At 69.0% G+C, this 24,786-nt stretch carries 21 protein-coding genes; 4 read left to right on the top strand and 17 right to left on the bottom strand.

Annotated elements, in window-relative coordinates; genetic code table 11:
• Window positions 1-666 (top strand): LuxR C-terminal-related transcriptional regulator, encoded by a 666-nt coding sequence (locus tag ACGTNF_RS11285; protein ID WP_016853635.1) that lies wholly within the window; start codon window positions 1-3, stop codon window positions 664-666.
• An 82-nt stretch (window positions 667-748) separates the two neighbouring features.
• Here ACGTNF_RS11285 and mntR read toward each other — a convergent pair whose 3' ends face one another.
• The 6 genes from mntR to ACGTNF_RS11315 form a co-directional block, all read right to left on the bottom strand.
• The gene (gene mntR, locus ACGTNF_RS11290) at window positions 749-1,168 is read right to left on the bottom strand and encodes a manganese-binding transcriptional regulator MntR (RefSeq protein WP_394601821.1); all 420 of its coding nucleotides are present in this window, start codon (window positions 1,166-1,168) and stop codon (window positions 749-751) included.
• A gap of 6 nt (window positions 1,169-1,174) precedes the next feature.
• The gene (locus ACGTNF_RS11295; protein WP_394601822.1) at window positions 1,175-2,458 is read right to left on the bottom strand and encodes an Nramp family divalent metal transporter; all 1,284 of its coding nucleotides are present in this window, start codon (window positions 2,456-2,458) and stop codon (window positions 1,175-1,177) included.
• 555 nt (window positions 2,459-3,013) lie between these two features.
• Window positions 3,014-6,961 (bottom strand): hybrid sensor histidine kinase/response regulator, encoded by a 3,948-nt coding sequence (locus ACGTNF_RS11300; RefSeq protein ID WP_394601823.1) that lies wholly within the window; start codon window positions 6,959-6,961, stop codon window positions 3,014-3,016.
• 100 nt (window positions 6,962-7,061) lie between these two features.
• The gene (locus ACGTNF_RS11305; protein WP_394601824.1) at window positions 7,062-7,577 is read right to left on the bottom strand and encodes a hypothetical protein; all 516 of its coding nucleotides are present in this window, start codon (window positions 7,575-7,577) and stop codon (window positions 7,062-7,064) included.
• A gap of 91 nt (window positions 7,578-7,668) precedes the next feature.
• Entirely contained in the window at window positions 7,669-9,462 is a 1,794-nt protein-coding gene (locus ACGTNF_RS11310; RefSeq protein ID WP_016853641.1) for a sodium:solute symporter family protein, read from the bottom strand.
• Window positions 9,463-9,468: 6 nt separating this feature from the next.
• Complete coding sequence (locus ACGTNF_RS11315; protein WP_016853642.1) at window positions 9,469-9,729, bottom strand: DUF4212 domain-containing protein; 261 nt, start codon at window positions 9,727-9,729, stop codon at window positions 9,469-9,471.
• 609 nt (window positions 9,730-10,338) lie between these two features.
• Between ACGTNF_RS11315 and ACGTNF_RS11320 the strand changes: the two genes are divergently transcribed.
• From ACGTNF_RS11320 to ttcA, 3 genes are all read left to right on the top strand, one after another.
• A complete protein-coding gene (locus ACGTNF_RS11320) occupies window positions 10,339-12,162 on the top strand; it encodes a putative nucleotidyltransferase substrate binding domain-containing protein (RefSeq protein WP_394601825.1) in 1,824 nt (607 codons plus the stop codon).
• A 224-nt stretch (window positions 12,163-12,386) separates the two neighbouring features.
• The gene (locus ACGTNF_RS11325; RefSeq protein WP_394601826.1) at window positions 12,387-13,007 is read left to right on the top strand and encodes a 3'-5' exonuclease family protein; all 621 of its coding nucleotides are present in this window, start codon (window positions 12,387-12,389) and stop codon (window positions 13,005-13,007) included.
• A gap of 86 nt (window positions 13,008-13,093) precedes the next feature.
• Complete coding sequence (gene ttcA / locus ACGTNF_RS11330; protein ID WP_394601827.1) at window positions 13,094-14,005, top strand: tRNA 2-thiocytidine(32) synthetase TtcA; 912 nt, start codon at window positions 13,094-13,096, stop codon at window positions 14,003-14,005.
• Between the two features lie 268 nt (window positions 14,006-14,273).
• Here the strand turns inward: ttcA and fnr are convergent, their stop codons facing one another.
• The 11 genes from fnr to ccoN all read right to left on the bottom strand — a co-directional run bounded on the left by fnr (window position 14,274) and on the right by ccoN (window position 24,783).
• Window positions 14,274-15,017, bottom strand: coding sequence for a fumarate/nitrate reduction transcriptional regulator Fnr (fnr, locus tag ACGTNF_RS11335; protein WP_016853646.1), 744 nt, complete (start codon window positions 15,015-15,017; stop codon window positions 14,274-14,276).
• An 89-nt stretch (window positions 15,018-15,106) separates the two neighbouring features.
• The gene (locus ACGTNF_RS11340) at window positions 15,107-16,063 is read right to left on the bottom strand and encodes an oxygen-independent coproporphyrinogen III oxidase (RefSeq protein ID WP_394601828.1); all 957 of its coding nucleotides are present in this window, start codon (window positions 16,061-16,063) and stop codon (window positions 15,107-15,109) included.
• An 88-nt stretch (window positions 16,064-16,151) separates the two neighbouring features.
• On the bottom strand, window positions 16,152-16,889 hold the full coding sequence (locus ACGTNF_RS11345; protein ID WP_394601829.1) for a sulfite exporter TauE/SafE family protein: 738 nt from the start codon (window positions 16,887-16,889) through the stop codon (window positions 16,152-16,154).
• A complete protein-coding gene (ccoS, locus tag ACGTNF_RS11350) occupies window positions 16,890-17,102 on the bottom strand; it encodes a cbb3-type cytochrome oxidase assembly protein CcoS (protein WP_016853649.1) in 213 nt (70 codons plus the stop codon).
• Entirely contained in the window at window positions 17,099-19,579 is a 2,481-nt protein-coding gene (locus ACGTNF_RS11355) for a heavy metal translocating P-type ATPase (protein WP_394601830.1), read from the bottom strand. Before ACGTNF_RS11355 ends, ccoS begins: the two co-directional genes overlap by 4 nt.
• Window positions 19,580-19,587: 8 nt before the next feature.
• On the bottom strand, window positions 19,588-20,100 hold the full coding sequence (locus ACGTNF_RS11360) for a FixH family protein (RefSeq protein ID WP_016853651.1): 513 nt from the start codon (window positions 20,098-20,100) through the stop codon (window positions 19,588-19,590).
• Window positions 20,100-21,515 (bottom strand): cytochrome c oxidase accessory protein CcoG, encoded by a 1,416-nt coding sequence (gene ccoG, locus ACGTNF_RS11365; protein ID WP_394601831.1) that lies wholly within the window; start codon window positions 21,513-21,515, stop codon window positions 20,100-20,102. Before ccoG ends, ACGTNF_RS11360 begins: the two co-directional genes overlap by 1 nt.
• 69 nt (window positions 21,516-21,584) lie before the next feature.
• The gene (ccoP, locus tag ACGTNF_RS11370) at window positions 21,585-22,514 is read right to left on the bottom strand and encodes a cytochrome-c oxidase, cbb3-type subunit III (RefSeq protein ID WP_394601832.1); all 930 of its coding nucleotides are present in this window, start codon (window positions 22,512-22,514) and stop codon (window positions 21,585-21,587) included.
• Window positions 22,511-22,720, bottom strand: coding sequence for a cbb3-type cytochrome oxidase subunit 3 (locus tag ACGTNF_RS11375; RefSeq protein ID WP_152479622.1), 210 nt, complete (start codon window positions 22,718-22,720; stop codon window positions 22,511-22,513). The genes ccoP and ACGTNF_RS11375 overlap by 4 nt, the downstream gene beginning before the upstream one ends.
• Window position 22,721: 1 nt before the next feature.
• Window positions 22,722-23,330, bottom strand: a complete 609-nt coding sequence (ccoO, locus tag ACGTNF_RS11380) for a cytochrome-c oxidase, cbb3-type subunit II (RefSeq protein WP_394601833.1) — start codon at window positions 23,328-23,330, stop codon at window positions 22,722-22,724.
• Window positions 23,331-23,355: 25 nt separating this feature from the next.
• A complete protein-coding gene (ccoN, locus tag ACGTNF_RS11385; RefSeq protein ID WP_016853656.1) occupies window positions 23,356-24,783 on the bottom strand; it encodes a cytochrome-c oxidase, cbb3-type subunit I in 1,428 nt (475 codons plus the stop codon).
• Between the last annotated feature and the right edge of the window lie 3 nt (window positions 24,784-24,786).

Consider the following 24,786-nt stretch of genomic DNA (forward strand, 5'->3'; position numbering starts at 1 on the left):
ATGGCCTTTGCCCAGAAGTTCATCGTCGCCGACGATCATCCGCTGTTTCGCGCGGCCCTGACCCAGGCGCTGCGCCAGGTCGCCCCCCAGGCCGAGATCGTCGAGTCCGATACCATGGAGGCCACCACCGAGGTCGTCACCCGGCATCCGGACGCCGATCTGATCCTGCTCGACCTGCACATGCCCGGTGCCCACGGCTTTTCCGGGCTGATCCAGCTGCGCGGCCAGACGCCGGACATCCCGGTGGCGGTGGTCTCGGGCAGCGACGAGCTGCACGTGGTGCGCCGTGCCATCGACTACGGCGCCTCCGGCTTCATTCCCAAGTCGTCGTCGCTGGCGCTGATCGCCGAGGCGGTGGGCGAGATCCTCGACGGCGAGGTATGGCTGCCCGAGGAGATGGCCGAGGCGCTGGGCGAGGCCGACGAGGAAGAGGCGCGCTTCGCCGAGGCCATCGCCTCGCTGACGCCCCAGCAGTTCCGGGTGCTCAACATGCTCACCGAGGGCCTGCTCAACAAGCAGATCGCCTATGAGCTCAACGTCTCCGAGGCCACCATCAAGGCCCACGTCACCGCCATCCTGCGCAAGCTCGGCGTGCACTCCCGCACCCAGGCGGTGATCGCCGCCCAGAAGCTCGAGGTCGAGCCGCCCAAGGTCGAGCAGTCCTGAGCCGCCTCCGTGGCCCGGTCCTGACGAAACGCCGCCCCGCTGATTGCGGGGCGGCGTCGTTTCGGGGCTCGCATGCGTGGCGTCAGTCGTCGGCGGCCTGGCCGAGGAAGCGGCGCATGGCGGCGACCGTCTCGTCGCTGCAGTGATGCTCGATGCCCTCCGAGTCGGCGCGGGCGACCTCCTCCGGCACCCCCAGCCGTCGCAGGGTCGCCAGCACCACCCGGTGGCGGGCGGCGACCCGCTCGGCCATGGCCTCGCCGTCCGGCGTCAGGAAGATGCCGCGATAGGGCCGGGCGATCACCAGGCCGTCGCGGCGTAGCCGGGCCACTACCTTGGAGACGGCGGCGGCGCTGACGCCGAAGCAGGCGGCCAGGTCGCTGGCGCGGGCCTCGCCGTGACGCGCATGCAGGTGGGCGATCTCCTCGACGTAGTCCTCGACCAGTTCGCGCTGGTGGTCCTGGCGCACGCGTTCGAAGGCGGCATGCTTGGGCAGTGCGGGCATGGTGGCTTATCCCTCGCCAAACAGGGTGAAGAACAGCACATAGCCGTTGAGGCCGATGATCAGTGCGCAGATCGCGCCGCCGACGACGGTCACCGTGCGGCTGTTGACCAGGTTGCCCATCAGTCGGCGGTTGGCGGTGAAGCACAGCAGCGGGATCAGCGCGAAGGGGATGCCGAAGCTCAGGATCACCTGGCTGGCCACCAGCGCCTTCTGCTCGGAGATGCCCAACAGGATCACCGCCAGCGCCGGCCCCATGGTGATCAGGCGGCGCAGCCACAGCGGAATGGTGAAGCGCACGAAGCCCTGCATGATCACCTGACCCGAGAGGGTGCCGACGATCGACGAGGACAGCCCGGCGAGCAGCAGCGCAAGCCCGAACAGGCGGCTGGCCAGCTCCTGTCCCATCATCGGCGCGAGCAGCCGGTAGCTGTCGCTGATGGTCGCGACGTCGAGCAGCCCCTGGGCGTGGAACACCGAGGCGGCCAGCGCCAGCATGCTCAGGTTGACCAGCCCGGCGATGGCCATGCCGACGATGACGTCGAGCCGGTAGTAGCGCATCAGCCGCCGTCGTTCGCCGTCGTTGCGTGTCTGGATGCGGTTCTGTGACAGCGCCGAGTGCAGATAGATGACATGGGGCATCACCGTGGCGCCGAGGATGCCGGCGGCGAGATAGAGGGCATAGCCGTCGGGGAAGCCGGGCACCAGCAGGCCCTTGAGCAGCGGGGCGGTCTCTGGGGGCGCGAGGATCATCTCCAGCAGGAAGCCGCTGGCGATGGCCAGGATCATGGCGCCGATGACGATCTCCATCAGCCGGAAGCCGTGTCGGTGCATCAGCAGCGCCGCATAGGTGATCGCCCCAGTCAGCAGCGCGCCTTCGACCAGCGACAGGCCGAACAGCAGGTTGAAGGCCAGGGCGGCGCCGAGGAACTCGGCGAGGTCGGTGGCGATGGCGACGATCTCCGCCTGGACCCAGTAGACCCACACCACCGGGCGCGGATAGCGCTCGCGGATCACCTCGGCCAGGTTCTGGCCGGTGGCGAGCCCGAGCCGCGCCGACAGGGTCTGGATCAGCATCGCCATCAGATTGGCGCCCAGCACCACCCACAGCAGTGCATAGCCGTAGCGCGAGCCTGCCTCGATGTTGGTGGCGAAGTTGCCGGGGTCGACGTAGGCCACGGCGGCGATCAGCGCCGGCCCGAAGAAGGCCGTCCAGCCCCAGCGGCGGCGCTGGCCGCTGAGGGCGTGGGCCGCCTTGGCCCGAACCGTGTCGTTGGAAATGGCGGGAAGCATCGGCGTGGCTCTTGTTAACCGAGGTTAATAACTGTTCCTCAGGTTAAGGCAGACGCCGCCGCCCGCCCAATAGCGTCTCTGCTCTGGGGCGATCGTCATGGGCTATCGTGCCGCGGGGCCGGGCCTCGGATGCCGTGGCGCAGGGCCTCCATCACTACCCGGAAGGCCGCCGTCTGCTGGCGCCGGCTGGGGTAGTAGAGATGATAGCCCTCGAAGGGCTCGGACCCGTCTCCAAGCACCTCCTCGAGCTCGCCGCACGCGAGGCGCGGCCCGAAGACCGAGACCCATCCGGGCGATATCACCTACTGCAACTGCGGTCGTCGTCACTGGCACGGTGCCACCGACACCCCCGCCATACAGCACGTCGCGATACAGGAAGCCGAGAACGGCAGCTCGGTCACCTGGATGGAGCCGGTCGCCGACGAGGGCTCTCTCGGCGGCCCGCTCGCGAAGGACCGAGGGGGCGGGAGCGTCGAGCGAGGCGACGAAAAACGCCGGTGGGCCCGTTGATTCGGGCCCGCCGGCGTTGTTTCGTGCCCTCGACGGGCGTGTGGCTCAGCCCTGATGAGAGGCGGCGCGGCTGGCCTGCAGGGTGCGGGTCAGCAGCGCGCGCAGGGCGGCGGGTCGCACCGGCTTGAGCAACAGCTGGTAGCCGGCGCGCTTGATCTCCTCGGCGACCTCCTCGGTGCGGTCGGCGGTGATCACGATGCCCGGCACCGCGCCCTCGAGGCGCTCGTCGAGCGCCTCCATGGCCATCAGGCCGGTGACCTCGTTGTCGAGGTGGTAGTCGGCCAGGATCGCATCGGGATCGGCGTCCAGGTGGCGCAGCACCGACTTGGCGCCGCCGATCGAGGTGGCGGTGAAGACCTCGCAGCCCCAGCCGGACAGCATCGCCTTCATGCCCTCGAGGATCAGCGACTCGTTGTCGATGCACAGGATGCGCTTGCCGGCCAGCTTGTTGCCGGCGCGCTTGGGCCTGGCCTCCTCGCGCTGCTCCTCCTCGCGGGCGGCCACCGTCGGCACGCTGACCGAGAACACGGTGCCGCTGCCCTCCCAGGAACGCACCCGGATCGGGTGCTCGAGCACCCGGGCCATGCGATCGGCGATGGAGAGCCCCAGGCCCAGACCCTTCTCGCTTTCCTTGTGGCGCGAGGTCTGATCGAGGCGACGGAACTCCTGGAAGATCTCGGCCTGCTTGGCCTCGGGGATGCCGGGACCGGAGTCCCAGACCTCGATCGACAGCCGCTCGCCCTGGCGCCGGCAGCCCAGCATCACCCGGCCCTCCTGGGTGTAGCGGATGGCGTTGGAGAGGAAGTTCTGCACGATGCGCCGCAGCATCTGGGCGTCGCTGTCGACCCACTGGCGGGTGGGCACCACCACCAGGTCGAGGCCGCGTTCCTCGGCCATCACCTCGAACTCGGCGCGCAGCGGACGGAAGACGTCGGCCAGGGCGAAGTGGCTGCGCCGCGGGGTCAGCGCCCCGGCATCGAGCTTGGAGATGTCGAGCAGGGTGCCGAGCAGTTCCTCGGCGGCCTGCAGCGAGTTGTCGATATGGCCGATGGTGCGGCGCATCTCGTCGGCCTGCATCTCCTGGGAAAGCGCCGAGGTGAACAGCCGCGCGGCGTTGAGCGGCTGCAGCAGGTCGTGGCTGGCCGCGGCCAGGAAGCGGGTCTTGGAGGCGTTGGCGTCCTCGGCGACCTGCTTGGCCTGGCGCAGCGCCTGCTCGGCCTCGGCGCGCACCCGGTTCTCCTGGCGCAGGGCGGCGTTGGCCTCGGACAGCGCCTGGGTGCGCTCGCGCACGCGTTCCTCCAGGGTCTCGTTGGTCTCCTGCAGGGCGATCTCGGCGCGGCGGCGCTCGGTGATGTCCTGGTAGAGGGCGAAGAAGCCCAGGATCGCGCCGCTGTCGCCGAAGTGCGGGGTGTAGGTCACCAGCATGTAGCGGATGCCCTCGGCCAGCGACAGCGAGACCTCGAAGCTGACCCGTTCGCCGTCCAGGGCGCGCTCGATCCAGGGCGCGCGCTCGCGATGCATGGCCTCCGGCAGCACCTCGTGGAGCGGCTGGCCGATCACCGCGTGGCGATCGATGGAGAAGGCCTGCTCGTAGGCGCGGTTGGTGAAGAGGTAGCGGCAGTCCTTGTCGAAGTAGGCGATCAGCGCCGGCACGTTGTCCGTGTAGATGCGGATGTTGTTCTCCGAGCGGATCAGCGCCTCCTCGGTGCGCTTCTGCTGGGTGATGTCCTGGTAGGTGTAGACGAAGCCGCCGCCGGGCATGGGGTTGCCCTGGACCTCGAGCACGCTGCCGTCCTGGCGGTAGCGCACGTAGCGGTGCGGCTGGCCCTCGCGGATGTTGTCGAGCAAGAGCTGCACGTGCTCCTCGGGGTCGCCGGGGCCGTATTCGCCGTTGTGGGCGTTGTAGCGGAAGATGCGGTCGATCGGCGCGCCGACCCGGATCAGGTGATCGGGGAAGCGGAACAGCTCCAGATAGCGCTGGTTCCACACCACCAGCCGCAGGTTCTGGTCGACCACGCTGATGCCCTGGTTGATGTTCTCGATGGTGGCCTGCAGCAGGGCGCGGTTGAACTCCAGTACCTGGGAGGCCTCGTCGACGATCGAGATCACGTCGGAGATGCCGATGCCGCGGCCCTGCAGCGCCGAGTTGACCACGATGCGCGCCGAGGAGGCGCCGAGCACCGAGGCCAGGAAGCGCTCGGTGAACTGGATGACGTCGATCGAGGCCCGGGCGTGGTCGTCCAGCGGCGTGCCGGTGCGACGGGCATAGTCGTCGAAGGCCCGGTCGACCTGGTCGGCGCCGAGGAAGCGCTGGCACAGCACCTTGAGGTCGCCCACCGTGGTGGCGCCGGTCCAGGGGCGGTTGACCGAGGTCTGGCGGGTCTCGACGCTGTCGACGAACAGCGAGGCCTGGATGCGCTCCACCACCCGCTGGGGTGTCATCTGGGAGACGAAGATGTAGCTGACCAGATTGACGCCCAGCGACAGCATCACGCCGTGGGTGAAGCCGTCGCCGACGTTGAGGCCGAACAGCGAGGTGGGCGACAGCCAGCCGATGCCCAGCGGGCCGCCGTCGAGCCAGGCCTGGGGCAGCACGCCGGCACCGATCATCGCCGGCATCAGCAGGCTGTAGGCCCAGATGGCGAAGCCGGCGTTCATGCCGACGATCACGCCCAGGCGGTTGCCGCGCTTCCAGTAGAGCCCGCCGATCAGCGCCGGCGCGAACTGGCCGGCGGCGGCAAACGACAGCATGCCGATGGAGGCCAGCGAGCTGAAGTCGCCGATCAGGTGATAGGTGCCGTAGGCCAGCGCCAGGATCGCGGCGATGGTGATGCGCCGGGCGCGCAGCACCAGCCGGCCGTAGTCGCGGGCCTTGGTGTCGAACCAGCGCAGGCGGAACAGCGCCGGGATGACGATCTCGTTGGAGATCATGATCGACACCGCCACCGCGGCCACGATCACCATGCCGGTGGCGGCCGAGAAGCCGCCGATGAAGGTCAACAGGGCCAGCCATTCGCTGCCCGCGGCCATCGGCAGGGCCAGCACGTAGCTGTCCGGGGCCACGCTGCCGTCGGCGAACAGGGTCAGGCCGGCGGCGGCCAGCGGCAGCACGAAGAAGGCGAAGGCCGCCAGATAGAGCGGGAACAGCCAGCGGGCCTTGGCGGCGTCGTCGCGGTGGATGTTCTCCACCACCGCGACGTGGAACTGGCGCGGCAGGCACAGGATCGCCAGCATCGCCAGCAGGGTCTGGGCCCAGAAGCTCTGGCCGAAGTCCTGCTGGGCCAGCTGTTGCTGCAGCTCGAGCTGGATGTCGGCGAAGGCCAGCAGGTCGCCGAGGCCGTCGAACATGCCCCAGGTGACATAGGCACCGAGCACCAAGAACGCCACCAGCTTGACCAGCGACTCGAAGGCCACGGCGTGGATCAGCCCCTCGTGGTGCTCGGTGGCGTCGGTGTGGCGGGTGCCGAAGAGGATCGCGAATACCGCCATCACCAGCGCCACGTAGAAGGCCGTGTCGCCGAACAGCGGCGCGCGGGTGATGTCCGTGGCGTCGGTCATCATGCTGAAGGAGGTCGACACCGCCTTCAGCTGCAGCACGATGTAGGGCAGGGTGCCGACCAGCGCCACCAGGCTGGCGAAGGCCGCCAGCGACTGGGTCTTGCCGTAGCGCGAGGCGATGAAATCGGCGATCGAGGTGACGTTCTGGTGCTTGGCGACGCGGATCATCTTGGCCAGCACCGGCCAGAACAGCAGCAGCGTGAGGATCGGCCCGACGAAGATGCTGGCGAACGACCAGCCCGAGGTGGCCGCCTGGCCGACGGCGCCGTGGAAGGTCCAGGAGGTGCAGTAGATCGCCAGCGCCAGGCTGTAGATCACCGGCCGGCGGCGGCTGGCGCCGTGGCGGCGGGCCATGCGGTCGCCGCGCCAGGCGATGGCGAACAGCACGGCGATATAGAGCAGTGAAACGGCGATCAGCAGCCAGCCAGCGAACATGGTCATCTCCCTCGGGTTCCCGCCCATTCTAAGGCCCGGTGGAAGGCTGTCCATGTTCGATGGAGGAGGCCGGCGGTCAGCTGGCCGGGGAAAGGACGTCTCAGGCGGCGGAGCAGACGGCCCGGCGCAGCGGGTCGCCGTCGTCGAGCCGGCGCAGGGCCTCGGTCTGCGGGCGGCCGCTCGCGTCGTCGAGCGGCACCAGCTCGCCGGAGGCACAGTTCAGCAGGTGCGGGCGGTGCACCAGCCGGTCGGCGGCGCCCATCTCGAAGCGGTAGAGGATGAACTCGACCAGCGGCTGGTCGTCGGCCCGCGAGCGCGACAGGCCGTCCTCGTCGATCACCGTGAAGGCCGTGGTCAGCGGCACCACATAGGTCCAGGGGCGCCAGAAGGCCGGCCGCTGCTCGCTGGCCACCACCTGGCTGTCGTCGGGCAGCTGGGCCTTTTTGTGGTCGAACCAGGTATATTCGTGGTGGATCTGGTAGGCGATCATGCCCAGGCCGGCGAAGGCCGGCACGATCCAGCGCGGCAGCCGTCTGGCGGTCAGGGTGCGCAGCAGCAGGGCGATGCCCGCCGCGCCGAGTCCGGCGACGAGCGCCGCGATCAAGTGCCAAATCATCGAGGTCGTCCTGATATGCGTCGGGCTTCCCGAAGGAAGCCCGACCTGGAAGAGTGGGCCGGCGCCCCGCGGGCGCCGGAAGGATTATGACTCAGTGGTCGACGGCGGTGCCAGCGCCCTTGGGATAGCGCACGCTCTCGACCAGGTCCTGGATCTCCTGGGGCGGCGCGGCGGTCGCCTTGGAGACGGTGAAGGCCACGGCGAAGTTGATGATCGCACCGACCGCGCCGATGGACAGCGGCGAGATGCCCAGCACCCAGTTCTCCGGGGTGTCCGCCAGGTTGTTGGTGCCCGGGATGAAGAACCAGCCCTTGTAGACGAAGATGTAGGCCAGGGTGAAGACCAGGCCGGTGAGCATGCCGGCGATGGCACCGTGGTTGTTCACCCGCTTGGAGAAGATGCCCATCATCAGCGCCGGGAACAGCGAGGCGGCGGCGATGCCGAAGGCCAGTGCCACCACCTGGGCGGCGAAGCCCGGCGGGTTGGCGCCCAGGTAGGTGGCCACGATGATGGCGACCGTCATCGAGATCCGCGCCGCCATCAGCTCGCCCTTCTCGCTGATGCGAGGATTGATGGCGCCCTTGATCAGGTCGTGGCTGATCGCCGAGGAGATGGCCAGCAGCAGGCCCGCGGCGGTCGACAGCGCGGCCGCGAGACCGCCGGCGGCGATCAGGCCGATGACCCAGCCCGGCAGATTGGCGATCTCGGGGTTGGCCAGCACCAGGATATCGTTGTTGACCGACAGCTCGTTGCCGTTCCAGCCGCGCTGCTCGGCGGTCGAGGCGAAGGCCTCGGTGTCGTTGTAGATCTGGATGCGGCCGTCGTTGTTCTTGTCCTCATACTGGATCAGGCCGGTCTCTTCCCAGGTGCGGATCCATCCGGGGCGCTCCTCGTAGAGGATCGGGTTGGCGGTGGCATCCGCGACGTTCTCGACCTGGCCGCCCATGTCGGGATAGACGGTGGTGGCGATATTGAGGCGCGCCATGGAGGCCACGGCCGGGGCGGTCAGGTACAGCAGGCCGATGAACACCAGGGCCCAGCCGGCGGACCAGCGCGCGTCGGCGACCTTCGGCACGGTGAAGAAGCGGATGATGACGTGGGGCAGACCGGCGGTACCGATCATCAGCGACAGGGTGAACAGCACCATGTTGAGCTTGTTGTCCACGTCCGCCGTGTACTCGTTGAAGCCGAGCGCTGTGACCACCTCGTTGAGCTTGGCCAGCAGCGGCATGCCGGATTCGCTGTGCTCGGAGAACAGGCCCAGCGCCGGAATCGGGTTGCCGGTCAGCTCCAGTGAGATGAACACCGCCGGGATGGTATAGGCGATGATCAGCACGATGTACTGGGCCACCTGGGTATAGGTGATGCCCTTCATGCCGCCCAGCACCGAGTAGAAGAAGATCACCACGGCAGCGATGATCAGGCCGGTGGTGGCGTCGACTTCCAGGAAGCGCGAGAAGGCCACGCCGGCGCCGGCCATCTGGCCGATGACGTAGGTCACCGAGGCCACGATCAGGCATACCACCGCGACCATGCGGGCTTGCTTGCTGTAGAAACGATCGCCGATGAATTCCGGCACCGTGAACTTGCCGAACTTGCGCAGGTAGGGTGCCAGCAGCATGGCCAGCAGCACGTAACCGCCGGTCCACCCCATCAGGAAGGTGGAGTTGGCGTAGCCGCCGGCGGCGATCAGGCCGGCCATGGAGATGAAGGAGGCCGCGGACATCCAGTCGGCGCCGATGGCCATGCCGTTGGTGATCGGGTGCACCCCGCCGCCGGCGACGTAGAAGTCCTTGGTCGACCCCGCCTTCGCCCAGATGGCGATGCCGATGTAGAGGGCGAAGGAGGCACCGACGAACAGTACGTTGATGGCAAATTGACTCATGCTGAGTTACTCCCCGAGCCCGAATTGCTTGTCCAGCCGGTTCATCTTCCAGGCGTAGAAGAAGATCAGGCCGATGAAGGTCAGGATGGAGCCTTGCTGGGCAAACCAGAAGCCGAGGTCGGTGCCGCCCACGGCAATGCCCGAGAGCAGCGGGCGCAGCAGGATGGCACCGCCATAGGAGACGGCTGCCCAGACGACCAGACAGCCGGCGATCAATCGGAGGTTGGCCTTCCAGTAGGCTTCGGCATTGGGGGTCTCTTCAGCCATGATGTTGCTCTCCACTTGTTGTTGGATTCGGGAAGTCGCTCACAGCGTTCATGTGTCGCCACGGTGCCTTCCCGGGGTCTGTCGACCGAACCGCGGCGGCGTGTCGGATGATGAAGTGCCTGTCGAGGAACGGAGCGCTTATCGACGCATTGGCATCACCCGGGGATCATCGACAATGCTGGTCAACAATCCCGAAAAAAACATCGCAGACTTTCGTATCATGAGTGTAAAGCGATCGAAGTTGTTACCACCTTTTTGATGCAAATCAATTTCTTATGTCGGCATTGCGTGTCCAGGCGGTGGCGCCGGCCGGCAGGGGTTGGACGATGGTCTATCCATGCATCCGAATGCTGACTAGGACCATGACCATGGTCTAACGTCAGGGCCTTCATCGGGCCGATCGAGCGGAGCATGACTTTGGTATAAGAAGAAGGTTAGGCGAGAAGTGTGGCGGCGAATGCCTAACACCATGGTCTAGATTCTGGTAGCGAAAGGGGGTTGCTACTCTGGGTGAAAGCCCTGTCGCTCCCGGTTCGTTCGTCACGCTCCAGGCCTGCCTTCATGCGTACGATCCGGCGGCGGCGATTCCTGGCACGAGGACCCGCTCCCATGGTCGACGTCGATCTCTCCCACGCGCCGTTCAGCCTGCTCGACGAGACCGGGCGTGCGCGCGTGCGCGGCGGGCTCGATCTGGCCTACTTCGATCGCGACGAGATCATCCTCGAGGCCGGGCAGCCCGGCGAGAACGTCTTCCTCATCCACAAGGGCGAGGTCGCCGAGCTGGACACCACCCAGCCCGGCGAGCGTCAGCGCATCGGCCACTACACCGGCGGTGACCTGTTCGGCGCCATCAGCATCCTCAACGGCCAGAGCCGCTACCGCTTCCGGGCCGAGCAGGAATCGCTGTGCTATCTGCTGCCCCGGGCGCTGTTCCTCGACCTGTGCGCCGCCTATCCCGCCTTCGATGCCTTCTTCCGCCAGCGCCTCGCCGACAAGGCGCGGCTGCTGACCGAGCAGCGCGCGGCCGGCGGGGTGACCATGTCCGGTTTCATGCTGGCCCGCGCCGAGGACTGCATGCGCTCGCCGCGCTGCCTGGCCGGCGAGACGACCATCGCCGAGGCGGTGCGGCGGCTGCATGACGAGGCCGTCGACAGCCTGCTGGTGGAGGGCGAGGACGGGCCGGGCATGGTCACCAAGACCGACCTGCTCGATGCCCTGGTGCTCGAGGGGCTCGGCCAGCAGACGCCGCTGTCGTCGCTGGCGCGGGGCTCGCTGATCACCGCGCGCCCTGATCAGTACCTGTTCGAGGTGCTGGTGCTGATGACCCGGCATCGCATCGAGCGAGTGGTGATCGTCGAGGACGAGGCGCCGGTGGGCGTGGTGGAGCTGACCGACGTGCTCAGCTACTTCTCCAGCCGCAGCCACGTGGTGAGCCTGCAGGTCGAGCAGGCCGGCGATCTGGAACAGCTCGCCGTCGCCAGCCGCCGCACCGCCGAGCTGGCCGGCGCGCTGATGGCCCAGGGGGTCAAGCTGCGTTTCGCCATGGGCCTGCTCGCGGCGCTCAACGGCCGCATCATCCACAAGGCCTGGGGCTTCTCGATGCCCGAGCGGCGGCAGCGCGACAGCTGCCTGATGGTGATGGGCAGCGAGGGGCGCGGCGAGCAGATGCTCAAGACCGACCAGGACAACGGCCTGATCCTCGACGATGCCCTCGACTGGCCGGACTGCATGGCGCGCATGGCCGAGTTCACCGAGACCCTGGTCCGCCTGGGCTATCCGCGCTGCCCGGGCAACATCATGGTCTCCAACCCCGACTGGGTCGGCACCGAGCGCCAGTGGAAGGCGCGCATCGCGCGCTGGGTGGAGGCCCGCGACGGCGACAGCCTGATGAAGCTGGCGATCATGCTCGATGCCCATGCCGTGGCCGGCAATCCGGCGCTGCTCGAGCGGGTGAGGGCGGCGCTGTTCGAGGCGGCGTCGAGGGACGAACTGCTGCTCTCCTATTTCGCCCGTCCGGTGCTGCGCTTTTCCACGCCGCTGACCCTGTTCGGCTCGCTCAAGAAGCCCCAGCACGGCATCGACATCAAGAAGGGCGGCATCTTCCCCATCGTGCACGGCGTGCGGGTCATGGCGCTGGAGCGCGGCATCCTCGCCACCGGGACCCTGGAGCGCCTCGACGCCCTGGCGGCCGACGGCCGGCTCGAGGAGCGCTTCGCCGAGGACCTGGGCGAGGCGCTGTCGCTGTTCACCGAGCTGCGTCTCGAGCAGCAGCTGGCGCGCCTCGACGGCGATGACGAAGACTTCGGCGAGCCGGACCGGGTGGTGGTGCAGTCGCTGTCGTCGCTGGAGCGCGACCTGCTCCGGGAGGCGCTGCATATCGTCAAGGACTTCAAGCAGCGGATTTCCCATCGTTACCACCTCGAATACACCTGAGGTGGCTGAAAAGTGGCTGCGCTCGGCTATACGGCGTTAAAAATCGTCTCAGAATACTCATTTACACCCGGTTAACTCCGTTTCTTCGACGATCTTTGCCTTGCGACCCACAGGGAGCTGGGAAGTGCGTTGGCCCGCCGGGAGAGGGCCTAGCCCAGGCCTTCGCTCGCCGACTTTTCGAATTCTCACAAGACCGCGATTCACGACACGACAAGGACATCGACATGCTCAAGACCCTGCGCCGCCTGGTCGACCGTCACCGCCACGCCCATGGCCAGTATGGCTGGCTGTTCCGTCCTTATACCGGGGAGGAGCTGGTGGCGCTGGCCGTGCAGTCTACCGGCGGCGACGTGCGCGGCGCCGAGCCGCTGGCCATCGCCGCGGTGCGGCTGCGCGGCGACCGGGTGCTGACCAGCGAGTCGCTGGAGCTCAGGCTGGCGCGCCCGGAAGGCGTGGACGCCGAGACGCTGCGCCGCCACGGCCTGCGCGGCATCGATCTCGACGACGGCGTGTCGATCGACCAGGCGCTGGCGCGGCTGCTCGACTTCGTCGGCAACCGGCCGCTGGTGGGCTGGCGCCTGGACCGCGATCTGGCGCTGCTCAACCGCCAGCTGCGCGCCCGGTTCGGCTTCGAGCTGCCCAACGCCGGCATCGATCTGGTGCAGCGCTACCAGCGCTATCACCACCATTCGCGGCTCGAGGTGGCGCCGGCCTTCGAGCGGGTCGCCGAGCAGCTCGAGGTGCCGCTGATGGGACGTCACAGCGTGCTGGGCACCGCCGTGACCACCGCCCTGATGCACCTGCGGCTGGACCGCGATGCGGTGCTCGCGCGTCGCAGCGGCTGAGCGGTCACCACGTCGCCAGTCTCGCGGCAGGGTGGTAGGATAGGCGCCCTTTCCCTTTCCCCCGATGCCCTGGCAGCGCCCCGACCATGCAAGATGCCGTGACCTTCGATCCCCGTCCCGCCGATGAGGCCGCTTCGGCCGAGCCGTCGACCCCGTCCGCCGAGGCGCCCGACGCCCAGGCCAAGCGTGAGTTCAACAAGCTGCAGAAGCGCCTGCGGCGCCAGGTCGGCAATGCGATCATCGACTTCGACATGATCCGCGAGGGCGACAAGGTGATGGTGTGCCTGTCCGGCGGCAAGGACAGCTACACCATGCTGGAGATTCTCCGGAACCTGCAGCGCAACGCGCCGGTGAACTTCTCGCTGGTGGCGGTGAACCTCGACCAGAAGCAGCCCGGTTTCCCCGAGCACGTGCTGCCCGAGTACCTGGACGGCCTCGGCGTGGACTACCACATCCTCGAGCGCGACACCTACTCGGTGGTCAAGGAGAAGACCCCGGAAGGCAAGACCACCTGCGCGCTCTGCTCGCGGCTGCGCCGCGGCTCCCTCTACGGCTACGCCGAGGAGATCGGGGCCACCAAGATCGCCCTCGGGCACCACCGCGAGGACATCCTCGAGACGCTGTTCCTCAACATGTTCTTCGGCGGCAGCCTCAAGTCGATGCCGCCCAAGCTGCTCTCCGACGACGGCAAGAACATCGTCATCCGCCCGCTGGCCTACTGCCGCGAGGCCGACATCGCCGAATTCTCCGAGCGCATGGCCTTCCCGATCATTCCCTGCAACCTGTGCGGCTCGCAGCCCAACCTGCAGCGTCAGGTGGTCAAGGAGATGCTTGCCGAGTGGGAGGCCAAGCATCCCGGCCGCCTGGAGAGCATGTTCAAGGCGGTCACCAACGTCGCGCCCTCGCAGCTGGCCGACCGCGAGCTGTTCGACTTCGCCGGGCTGGAGGACAAGCAGGCCAAGATGCAGGCCGATCGCATCGACCTGCATAACGAGTGAGTAGCGCCTAGCAGCAAGCGCCGAGCACCCGGCTGCTCAGTAGCGGGCGGCAGATGTCGAGGAAGCCAATGAGAAACCCACGGGACGTAGAGTCCTGTGGGTTTCTTCGTTGACGTCAAGAATGGCCATGACATCATCCTGCCGCGCTTGGCGCTTGGCGCTTGGCGCTTGGCGCTTGGCGCTTGGCGCTTGGCGCTTGGCGCTTGGCGCTTGGCGCTTGGCGCTTGGCGCTTGGCGCTTGGCGCTTGGCGCTTGGCGCTTGGCGCCGTCAGCGGCAGCCCTCTTCCTCGGCCAGCTCGGCCAGGGCGTCCAGGTCGAGGATGTTCACCTCTCGGCCGGACACGGCCACCAGGCCCTGCTGCTGGAAGCGCCCCAGGATGCGGCTGACGGTCTCCACCGCCAGGCCCAGGTAGTTGCCGATGTCGGCCCGGGACATGGAGAGGCGGAAGCTGTAGGCGGAGTAGCCGCGGCGGCGGAAGCGATCGGAGAGGCTGGCGAAGAAGGTGGCCAGGCGCTGGTCGGCGGTCTTGCGCGACAGCAGGCGCATCATGCGGCGGTCGTCGCGCATCTCCTTGCTCATGCTGCGATACAGCTGGGCACGAAGTTCCGGCAGGCGCTCGGACAGGGCGTCGAGGCGGTCGAACGGGATCTCGCACACGGTGGTGGTCTCGAGCGCGATGACCGAGCCCGGATAGCTCGACTCGTCGATGCCGTCGAGCCCCACCAGTTCGCTGGGCAGATAGAAGTTGGTCAGCTGATCCGTGCCGCCGCCTTCGCTGGTGACCTGCTTGAGACTGCCGGAGCGCACCGCGTAGACGCTGGTGAAGGGGCTGCCCTGGCGGAACAGCGACTCGCCCTTCTTGAGCGGCGGTCGGCGTCGGATGATGGCATCGAACTCGTCGAGGTCCTCCAGTTCGAGGGCCAGGGGCAGACACAGGGAACTCAGGCTGCAGGTCCGGCAGCGGGTCTCGTGCAGCAGGGAACGGCGTCGGCCGGCTGCGGTGTCGGGCATGCTGTCCTCCTTGATCGGGGCTTGCCTCCCCCATTATGGCGGATAGCCCCGGTTCGGGCATAGCATCCCTTGGGCGAGTCTCAGGCCAGTCAGGCGCTGGACGGGCGAGCATTCCGCCAGCGCCCCGAGGCGGTGGCGAGCCGACCGTCGTTCAGTGCCGCCGCGTAGTCCCGGGTCGAGGTGGCGTTGCAGGCCACGGCGTCGGGCAGCCGCGAGATGGCGCCGGTGCCGAGCCCCAGTCGGTCGCGCGCCCGTTCGCGACGCGCCTGGGCGAGGGCATCCTCCAGGGCGGCGCCCCGACGGGCGTAGGAACCGTGTCCCAGTGCCCGGTAGCCGGCCTCGGCTAGGCGTTCGTCGACCCGGGCCAGCAGCGCCGTCGGCAGCGTCGATTCGCCCTCCTGCCAGGCGGGCTCCGGGCGCAGGGAGAGGCGCGGCGGCGTCATGGGAAGCAGCGCGGCGAGCGCGGCGGCGGCCTCCCGCGGCGGGGTCGTCGGCGCCACGATCAGCACCAGGTTCAGCGAGTGCCAGCCCATGCGCACGGTCTCGTCGAGCAGCGGCTCGACGCGTGACTGCAGGCGGGGCAGGGCGTCCAGGCGGCCGGCCGCGGGCAGGCGCATGATCAGCTTCAGCCGGTTGAAGCCCAGGGCCTCCAGGTGACGCAGGGTGAGCAGATCCGTGGCGCGGGGGTCGAGCTCGACGGTGAAGTCGCGCGGACGCCCCGTATCGAAGGGGAAGCGGGAGGCCAGCCGGTCGACGAGGCCGCTCATCTGCGACAGGGTCAGCGAAGGCGGGAGGCCGCTTCCCCAGTGCAGGGCCTCCAGGCATCGCTCCGGCGCCAGGCAGCGTCGCACCAGCACCATCTCGCGGTCGAGCCGGGCCAGATCGACCTCGAAGGGATCCATGCCCTTGCCGTCGCCGCGGGCATCCACGTCGTGGCGAAGCGGCAGGCGCAGATGCAGCGACAGCGGGCGGGCCTTGGTATTGCTGGCGGACAGCGCCGCGGCGTAGTCGTCGGCGCCGAAGTCGGCGGGAAGGGTGACGGACATGGCGGAGTTCCGAGCGTTCATGTCGTCAGGCTAGTGCTCGCGGTCCCCAGGGGTGTTGCGCTGGGTCAAACGTGCGGGCGTTAGCGGCTCAATGATGCCCGGCGTGCCCGGCGTGCCCGGCGTCGTGGGCCATCTCCATCGTGCCCGGCCACAGGCCCCACAGCTGCCACAGGGCGAAGCCGATGATCGCCAGCGCCGCCAGGGTGCGGGTGGCCGGATGACGGATCAGGGCGCCGAGCCGTCGCGCGGCCAGGCCGGTAGCGAGCAGCGCCGGCAGGGTGCCGAGCCCGAAGGCGCCCATCAGCGCTGCGCCTCGCAGCGGATCGGCGCCGGCCAGGCTCCAGGTCAGCATCGAGTAGACCAGCCCGCAGGGCAGCCAGCCCCAGACCGCGCCCAGGGTCACGGCCTGGGGCAGCGTCACCACCGGCATCAGTCGCCGTCCGAGCGGCTCCAGATGGCGCCATAGGCGCCTGCCGAGCGCCTCGACCCGCAGCAGCCCCTTCCACCAGTCGGCGATGTAGAGCGCCATCAGGATCAGCATCACCGCGGCCAGGACCTGGAGCGCCAGGCGGATCCCCGGGGCCAGGCCGACCAGGGTGCCGAGGCCGGCGGCCAGGGCGCCGGCGACCATGTAGCTGGCGATGCGCCCCAGGTTGTAGCCCAGCAGCAGCCCGCCGAGCCGCGCCGGATGGCGCAGGCTCGGCGGCACGGCGAAGCTCAGGGCGCTCATGATGCCGCCGCACATGCCGATGCAGTGGGCGCCGCCGAGCAGGCCGAAGACGAAGGCCGCGGCCAGCGGCGGCAGGTCGAGTCCAGACGGATTCATTCAGGCTTCCTTGTCGTGTTTCCCGGTCGGCGCGTCGGCGTCGTCGTGTCGGCGAGGCGCCTCCCCGGGCGGGTCGTCATCGTCGAACAGGATGCGATGGGCCGGGCCTTCCAGGTCCTCGAACTGGTCGTGGCGCACGGCCCAGAAGAAGGCCCAGACGGCCAGGCCGAGCAGGATCAGCGACAGCGGGATCAGCAGGTAGAGAATGCTCATGGGGCGTCCTGGGAGGGGGAATCCACGGGAATGTCGGGCAGTTTTCGGCGCGTGAGGCGCAGGGCGTTGGCGACCACCACCAGCGAGCTCGCCGACATGCCCAGCGCCGCCAGCCAGGGGGGCACCCAGCCCAGTGCCGCCGGCGGCAGGGCCAGCAGGTTGTAGGCCAGCGCCCAGCCCAGGTTCTGGCGGATGTTGCGGCGGGTGGCGCGGCCGATGTCGACGGCCTCGACCAGGCGCCCGAGGCGCGGGCCGAGCAGCACGGCGTCGGCCCGGGTGCGGGCGAGGTCGGTGGCGCCGTTCATGGCGATGGCGAGGTCGGCCCCGGCCAGCACCGGCACGTCGTTGATGCCGTCGCCGACCATGGCCACCCGCTGGCCGTCGGCCTGGCACTCGCGCAGCCGGGCGAGCTTGTCCTCGGGGCTGGCGCCGGCGCGCCACTCGTCGATGCCCAGCCGCTCGGCCAGCGCCCGGGTGGGCGCCTCGGCGTCGCCGGACAGCAGTTCCACCGCGATGCCCCGCGCCGCCAGCGCGGCGACGGTGGCGGCGGCGTCCTCCCGGGGCCGGTCGCCCAGGGCGAACCAGGCCCGTGGCTCGCCGTCCTCGGCGAGCAGCAGCCAGTGGCCGTGCTCGGCGCCGTCGTCCGGACTCATCGGCCGGGCGTCCGGGGCCGCGAAGTCGGGCCGGCCGAGCCGCCAGGGGCGGCCGTCGATCACGCCGGAGAGGCCCTGGCCGGGACGGGCGATGACATCATGGGCGCTGATGCCGGCGCGGCGATGGGGGCGGAAGGCGCGGGCGATGGGATGCTCGGAGTGGGCCTCCAGGGCCGCGGCCACCGCCGTCAGGCGCTCGGGATCGTCGCTGGAAAGCGCGATCGTGCGCTCGAGGGTCATCTCGCCGCGGGTCAGGGTACCGGTCTTGTCGAAGATCACCCGGTCGAGGCGCGGCAGGGTCTCCAGGGCGTCGGCGCGGGTCAGCAGCACGCCGCGCCGGTGGAGCCGGCCGTGGGCGGCGGTCAGGGCGGTGGGCGTGGCCAGCGCCAGGGCGCAGGGGCAGCTGACCACCAGCACCGAGAGCGTCACCCAGAAGGCCCGCTCGGGGTCGATGAACGACCAGGCGAGCCCGGTGGCGGCGGCGATCAGCAGTACCTGGAGCACGAAGTGATGCGCCAGCCGGGCGGCCCGGCGCGCGATGCGCGGGCGCTCGGCGAAGGCGCGGTCGGTGAGGTCGAGCAGCTGCGCCGCCCGGGCATCGGGGCCGGCACGGGTCACGCGCACCGTCAGCGGGCTCTCGACGTTGTGGCTGCCGCCGGTCACGGCGTCGCCCACGCCGCGGGTCACCGGCAGCGCCTCGCCGCTGAGCATCGATTCATCGAGGCTCGAGGCGCCCTGCTCGATCACGCCGTCGGCGGGCACGCCGTGGCCGGGCCTCACCAGCACCCGGTCGCCGGCGGCCAGCTCGCTGGCGGGCAGGAGGCGTTCCTCGCCGCCCTCGTCGAGGCGGATCGCCGACAGCGGCAGCATCCCGGCGAGGGCGTTGCCGCGGCGCCCGCCGCGTCGCCGGGCGCGGACCTCCAGGAAGCGGCCGGCCAGCAGGAAGAAGGTGAACATGGCCGCGGAGTCGAAGTAGACGTCGCCGTGGCCGACCAGCAGCGCCCAGCTGCTGGCGAGATAGGCGCCGGCGATGGCCAGCGACACCGGCACGTCCATGCCCAGCCGGCGGTGGCGCAGGTCGCGCCACGCGCCGCCGAAGAACGGCTGGGCCGAGTAGAGCACCACCGGCGTGGTCAGGGCGAAGGCCAGCCAGTGGAAGAGGGTATCGAAGTCGCCGCCCAGGCCGTCGTCGCCGGACACGTAGAAGGGGATCGAGAACATCGCCACCTGCATCATGCCCACCGCGGCCACGATCAGCCGGCGGATCTGGCGGCGCTCCTCGCGCTGTAGGAGGCGCTGGGCCTCGTCGGGCTCGTAGGGCTGGGCCGGGTAGCCGATGGCGGCCAGCTCGGCGAGCAGCCGCGAGAAGGCGATGCGTGCCGGATCCCAGGCGATCCGGACCCGATGATGGGCGAGGTTCACGGCGCTGGCGCGGACGCCGTCGAGGGCGTTGAGGCGATGCTCGATCAGCCAGGCGCAGGCTGCGCAGGTGATGCCCTCCACCGCCAGGGTGGCGTGGACGCCGTCGTCGTCCTGGTGCACGAAGCGGGCCTGCAGGCCCGGGTCGTCGAACACCGCCCAGGTCTCGGACTCCGCGGCGCGACGGTCGTCGGGGCGCGCGGGCAGTTCGCTGCGAAAGCGGTAGTAGCCGGACAGGCCGCCGTCGACGATGGCATGGGCCACCGCCTCGCAGCCGGGACAGCACAGCGGGTGCTCGGCGCCGTCGAGGGTCAGGGTCCAGGGCGCGCCCTTGGGCACACTGGCGCCGCAGTGGTAGCAGGCGGCGGTCTCGGCCTCGGCGGCGGTCGGGACGGTCGCGGTCATGGCGCCGCTCAGACCCCGGGCGCCAGGTCGATGTCGCCGTCGGCGGGGAAGCGGGCCTCGCCGGTGAGCCGCCAGGCGGGTTCGCCGCCGTCGTCGGGCTCCAGGTGCAGATACCAGCGATGCCGCAGGGGCGCCTCGAGCATGGTGACGTAGCGCCCGGCGCGCACGTGCTCGAGGGTCAGCCGGCGGTCGCGCTGGCTCTCGGTGGGGAAGATCAGCGTCAGGGTCAGCCGCTCCGGGCGGGCCTCGCCGGCCAGGTCGATCACCAGGTCGCCGGTGGTCGGATCGGCGCGCAGGGCGGCCGAGAGCCCCAGCGCCCGGGCCTCTTCCTGCTTGGCGATCTGCTGGTTGATGGCCAGGCCTTCCTTGTAATAGTCCTCCGCCACGGTGCCGTCGAAGTAGTGAATCGAGAGCGCCAGGTAGACCAGGCTGAAGGTCACCGAGGCGCCCAGCAGGCCGATCAGGAACCAGGGCCAGAACTGCTTGTACCAGGGCGGGATGGTCTCGTGTTCCGCCGTCATCAGCGGGTCTCTCCTATGAAGCGGCCGTCGCGCTCGAGGCGGATATCGGGGTCGTCGATGGCCTCGAGGCGCAGCCGGATCTCGTGGCTGGGGCGTGCCAGGGCGTCGCGCGGTGCGGTGACCTCGACCACCAGCCGGCGCGACTCGCCGGCGGGCACGCTGACCCGGTCGGTGTCGAGGGCCAGGCCCTCGAGGCCCGAGGCCGCGAGGCGGTAGGCGTGGTCCTCGCGGTCCAGGTTGCGCACCGTCAGGGTGTAGACGTTACGGATTCTGCCGTCGTCGGTCATCTGGAACAGCTGCTGGCGGCCGCGCTCCACCTCGAAGCCCAGCGGGGTGCGGTCGCCGACCGCCCAGGCGAACAGCCCGATCATCACCAGCAGCACGGCCAGATAGCCGAGCAGGCGCGGGCGCAGCAGGTGCGAGGGCTTGCCCTCGAGGGCGTTCTCGGTGGTATAGCGGATCAGCCCGCGGGGATAGCCCATGCGATCCATGACGCCGTCGCAGGCATCGATGCAGGCCGCGCAGGTGATGCATTCGTACTGCAGGCCGTCGCGGATGTCGATGCCGGTAGGGCAGACCTGCACGCAGAGTTCGCAGTCGATGCAGTCGCCGTGGCCGGCCTCGCGGGCCTCGTCATGGTCGAGGCGCCGGCTGCGCGGGCCGCGCGGCTCGCCGCGATCGGCGTCGTAGGAGACGATCAGGGTGTTGGCGTCGAACATCACCGACTGGAAGCGGGCGTAGGGGCACATGTAGATGCACACCTGCTCGCGCAGCCAGCCGGCGTTGAGGTAGGTGAACAGGGTGAAGAAGCCGACCCAGAAGTACGACCAGCCGTGGGCCTCGAGGGCCGGCAGTTGCACCGCCAGCTCGCGGATCGGCGTGAAGTAGCCGACGAAGGTCAGGCCGGTGGCGGCGGCGATGGCCAGCCAGACGACGTGCTTGCCGAGCTTGCGGCGCAGCTTGTCGGCGTCCCAGCCGCGCTTGTCGAGCTTGATGCGGCGGTTGCGCGGGCCCTCGAGGCGGTGCTCGACCCAGATGAACAGGAAGGTCCAGACGCTCTGCGGGCAGGTGTAGCCGCACCACACGCGGCCGGCGAACACGGTGATGAAGAACAGCCCGAAGGCGCAGATGATCAGCAGCCAGGAGAGCAGCATGAACTCCTGGGGATAGAAGGTGGCGGCGAAGAGGTGGAACTCGCGGCCGGGCAGGTCGAACCATACCGCCGGGCGGTCGCCCCAGGGAATCCACGGGATCAGGAAGTAGGCCAGCATCAGCGCCCAGTTGGCGCTGCGCCGCAGGCGCTGGAAGACGCCCTTGATCTCGCGCACGTAGAGGTGGCGGCGGCGGGCGTACATCGCCTGGCTGACGGTGTCGCCGGCGTCGGTGATGTCGCGGTGGGGAATCTTGTCGCTCATGGCAGGCTCTCGGCAGGCGGCCTCGCGCGGGAGGATGGCGGCGGGGCGGGGTGCCCCGCCGCCCGGGGCTCAGTCGCGGCGGCTGAGGCCGTAGACGTAGGCGGCCACCAGGTGGACCTTGTCCTCGCCGATATAGGCGGCCTGGGCCGGCATGTGGCCGTTGCGGCCGTTGCGCAGGGTCTGGCGGATGGAGGCCGCCAGCGGCTGGCCGGGCCGGCGATACAGCCAGGCGTCGTCGGTCAGGTCGGGGGCTCCCAGGGCCTGGTTGCCGGTGCCGTCGGGAGAGTGGCAGGCCGTGCATACCGAGGCGAACACCGCCGCGCCCTGCTCGGCGCGCTGGGCGTCCTCGGCCCGTCCGGACAGCGACAGCACGTGCTGGGTGAGGTTCTCGATATTGTCCTCGCCGAGCTGCTGCCAGGCCGGCATCAGGCCGTTGCGCCCGTTGGTGAGGGTCGCGACGATGGCCTCGGGGGTGCCGCCGTAGAGCCAGGCGTCGTCGGTCAGGTCGGGGAAGCCGTAGCCGCCCTGGGCGTTGGCGCCGTGACAGATCGCGCAGTTGTTGAGAAACAGCCGTTCGGCGACCCGCATGGCCTCGCCGTCCTGGGCCAGCGTCGGGATCGGCACCTGCTGGTACTGCTCGAAGATCGGCGCGTAGTGCTCCTCGGCGCGGGCCACCTCGGCCTCCCACTGGTTCTCCTGGCTCCAGCCCAGCAGCCCGGCGTAGTTGCCGAGGCCGGGATAGAGCACCAGATAGCCCAGGGCGAAGATCACCGTGCCGACGTAGAGCTGGAACCACCAGCGGGGCAGCGGGTTGTCGTATTCCTCGATCTCGTCGGCCGCATGGCCGGTGGTCTCGACGTTGCCCTCGGCATCGGCGACCTTGTCGGTCTTGCGGTTGGCGAACAGCAGCCAGGCGCTGATGACGATGGTGCCCAGCGTGATGACGATGATCCAGGCGCTCCAGAAGCCGGGCAGGACGTCATTCCATAGTGAGCTCATGTGTCACGGTCTCCCTGTTCTTGTCGAGCGCGTGCCTGACCGGCGCCGGTGCCGGGGGATGACGGCTCGTCCTCGTCGGCGAAGGGCAGGTTGGCCGCCTCGTCGAAGTCCGGCTTGCGCCGCTTCGAATAGGCCCAGCAGACCAGGCCGATGAAGCCGATCAGCAGCAGGCCGGTGATGATGCCGCGTAGCGTTCCCATGTCCATGTCAGTGCGCGTCCTTCAGCACGGTGCCGAGCTGTTGCAGGTAGGCCACCAGGGCGGTGATCTCGCGCTCGCCGCGGACCTCGTCGCGGGCGCCGGCGATCTGCTCCTCGGTGTAGGGCACGCCCAGGGTGCGCATGGCGCGCATGCGGTCGGCGATGTGCTCGCCGTCGAGGACGTTCTCGAACAGCCAGGGATAGGCCGGCATGATCGATTCCGGCACCACGTCGCGCGGGTTGTAGAGGTGTGCGCGATGCCAGTCGTCGCTGTAGCGGCCGCCGACCCTGGCCAGGTCCGGGCCGGTGCGCTTGGAGCCCCACAGGAAGTTGTGCTCGTAGACCGATTCGCCGGCCACGCTGTAGTGGCCGTAGCGCTCGGTCTCGGCGCGGAAGGGGCGGATCATCTGCGAATGGCAGCCCACGCAGCCCTCGCGGCGGTAGATGTCGCGCCCGGCGAGCTCCAGCGGTCCGAGCGGCTCGAGCCCTTCCACCGGCTCGGTGGTCTGCTTCTGGAAGAACAGCGGCACGACCTCGGCCAGGCCGCCGAAGCTGATCACCACCAGCACCAGCACGGCGAGCAGGCCCACGTTCTTTTCGACGATCTCGTGTCTCATGGCTGTGTTCTCGTTCCCTGTTGGCTCAGGCCGCGGCCTGGGTCTGCGGCCGCTGCAGACTCTGCTGGCGGCGCACGGTCATGAAGACGTTGAAGGCCATGATCAGCATGCCGACCACCCAGCACAGCCCGCCCACGGTGCGCACGACGTAGCCGGCGCCGCTGGCCTCGACGGATTCGATGAAGGTGTACATCAGGGTGCCGTCGGGGTTCACCGCGCGCCACATCAGGCCCTGCAGGATGCCGTTGACCCACATGGCGGCGATGTAGAGCACGGTGCCGACGGTGGCCAGCCAGAAGTGCACGGCGATCAGCGACACCGAGTACATCTCGGTGCGCCCGTAGAGCCGCGGGATCAGGTGGTACATGGAGCCGATGGTGATCATCGCCACCCAGCCCAGGGCGCCGGCGTGGACGTGACCGATGGTCCAGTCGGTGTAGTGGGAGAGGGCGTTGACGGTCTTCACCGCCATCATCGGGCCCTCGAAGGTCGACATGCCGTAGAACGACAGCGCCACCACCAGGAAGCGCAGGGTGGGGTCGGTGCGCAGCTTATGCCAGGCGCCGGAGAGGGTCATCATGCCGTTGATCATGCCGCCCCAGGAGGGCGCCAGTAGGATGATCGACATCACCATGCCCAGCGACTGGGCCCAGTTGGGCAGGGCGGTATAGTGCAGGTGGTGAGGGCCGGCCCACATGTAGACCATGATCAGCGCCCAGAAATGGACGATCGACAGCCGGTAGGAGTAGACCGGACGCTCGGCCTGCTTGGGCACGAAGTAGTACATCATGCCCAGGAAGCCGGCGGTCAGGAAGAAGCCCACCGCGTTGTGGCCGTACCACCACTGGGTCATGGCATCGACGGCGCCGGAATACAGCGAGATCGAGTACATGGCCGAGACCGGCAGCGCCGCGCTGTTGACGATGTGCAGCACCGCCACGGTGAGGATGAAGGCGGCGTAGAACCAGTTGGCCACGTAGATGTGGGAGGTGCGGCGCTGCTTGATGGTGCCGAGGAAGACGATGGCGTAGGCGATCCACACCACCGCGAGCAGGATGTCGATCGGCCATTCCAGTTCGGCGTATTCCTTGACCTCGGTGTAGCCCAGCGGCAGCGTGATGACCGCCGAGACGATCACCGCCTGCCAGCCCCAGAAGGTGAAGGCGGCCAATCGGTCCGAGATCAGCCGCGTCTGGCAGGTTCGCTGCACCACATAGTAGGAGGTGGCGAACAGCGCCGAACCGCCGAAGGCGAAGATCACGGCGTTGGTGTGCAGCGGGCGAAGCCGGCCGAAGCTGGTCCAGGGCAGTCCCAGGTTCAGCTCCGGCCAGACCAGCTGGGCGGCGATCGTGACACCGAGGACCATGCCCACGATGCCCCATACCACGGTCATGATCGCGAACTGTCGCACGACCTTGTAGTTGTAGGTGGGGTGTTCCAGTGCTGTGCTCATGTC

The organism is Halomonas sp. B23F22_10 (genome assembly GCF_043496975.1).
Taxonomy (GTDB): domain Bacteria; phylum Pseudomonadota; class Gammaproteobacteria; order Pseudomonadales; family Halomonadaceae; genus Halomonas; species Halomonas smyrnensis.

What these genes read in the sequence shown, in the direction of transcription:
- ACGTNF_RS11345 (WP_394601829.1), bottom strand. Translation starts at nt 16,889, where the DNA reads ATGAATCCGTCTGGACTCGACCTGCCGCCGCTGGCCGCGGCCTTCGTC.
- ACGTNF_RS11360 (WP_016853651.1), bottom strand. Translation starts at nt 20,100, where the DNA reads ATGACGGCGGAACACGAGACCATCCCGCCCTGGTACAAGCAGTTCTGG.
- ACGTNF_RS11315 (WP_016853642.1), bottom strand. Translation starts at nt 9,729, where the DNA reads ATGGCTGAAGAGACCCCCAATGCCGAAGCCTACTGGAAGGCCAACCTC.
- ACGTNF_RS11355 (WP_394601830.1), bottom strand. Translation starts at nt 19,579, where the DNA reads ATGACCGCGACCGTCCCGACCGCCGCCGAGGCCGAGACCGCCGCCTGC.
- ttcA (WP_394601827.1), top strand. Translation starts at nt 13,094, where the DNA reads ATGCAAGATGCCGTGACCTTCGATCCCCGTCCCGCCGATGAGGCCGCT.
- ccoN (WP_016853656.1), bottom strand. Translation starts at nt 24,783, where the DNA reads ATGAGCACAGCACTGGAACACCCCACCTACAACTACAAGGTCGTGCGA.
- ACGTNF_RS11340 (WP_394601828.1), bottom strand. Translation starts at nt 16,063, where the DNA reads ATGTCCGTCACCCTTCCCGCCGACTTCGGCGCCGACGACTACGCCGCG.
- ACGTNF_RS11285 (WP_016853635.1), top strand. Translation starts at nt 1, where the DNA reads ATGGCCTTTGCCCAGAAGTTCATCGTCGCCGACGATCATCCGCTGTTT.
- mntR (WP_394601821.1), bottom strand. Translation starts at nt 1,168, where the DNA reads ATGCCCGCACTGCCCAAGCATGCCGCCTTCGAACGCGTGCGCCAGGAC.
- fnr (WP_016853646.1), bottom strand. Translation starts at nt 15,017, where the DNA reads ATGCCCGACACCGCAGCCGGCCGACGCCGTTCCCTGCTGCACGAGACC.
- ccoO (WP_394601833.1), bottom strand. Translation starts at nt 23,330, where the DNA reads ATGAGACACGAGATCGTCGAAAAGAACGTGGGCCTGCTCGCCGTGCTG.
- ACGTNF_RS11305 (WP_394601824.1), bottom strand. Translation starts at nt 7,577, where the DNA reads ATGATTTGGCACTTGATCGCGGCGCTCGTCGCCGGACTCGGCGCGGCG.
- ACGTNF_RS11375 (WP_152479622.1), bottom strand. Translation starts at nt 22,720, where the DNA reads ATGGACATGGGAACGCTACGCGGCATCATCACCGGCCTGCTGCTGATC.
- ACGTNF_RS11310 (WP_016853641.1), bottom strand. Translation starts at nt 9,462, where the DNA reads ATGAGTCAATTTGCCATCAACGTACTGTTCGTCGGTGCCTCCTTCGCC.
- ACGTNF_RS11325 (WP_394601826.1), top strand. Translation starts at nt 12,387, where the DNA reads ATGCTCAAGACCCTGCGCCGCCTGGTCGACCGTCACCGCCACGCCCAT.
- ACGTNF_RS11295 (WP_394601822.1), bottom strand. Translation starts at nt 2,458, where the DNA reads ATGCTTCCCGCCATTTCCAACGACACGGTTCGGGCCAAGGCGGCCCAC.
- ACGTNF_RS11320 (WP_394601825.1), top strand. Translation starts at nt 10,339, where the DNA reads ATGGTCGACGTCGATCTCTCCCACGCGCCGTTCAGCCTGCTCGACGAG.
- ccoP (WP_394601832.1), bottom strand. Translation starts at nt 22,514, where the DNA reads ATGAGCTCACTATGGAATGACGTCCTGCCCGGCTTCTGGAGCGCCTGG.
- ccoS (WP_016853649.1), bottom strand. Translation starts at nt 17,102, where the DNA reads ATGAGCATTCTCTACCTGCTGATCCCGCTGTCGCTGATCCTGCTCGGC.
- ccoG (WP_394601831.1), bottom strand. Translation starts at nt 21,515, where the DNA reads ATGAGCGACAAGATTCCCCACCGCGACATCACCGACGCCGGCGACACC.
- ACGTNF_RS11300 (WP_394601823.1), bottom strand. Translation starts at nt 6,961, where the DNA reads ATGTTCGCTGGCTGGCTGCTGATCGCCGTTTCACTGCTCTATATCGCC.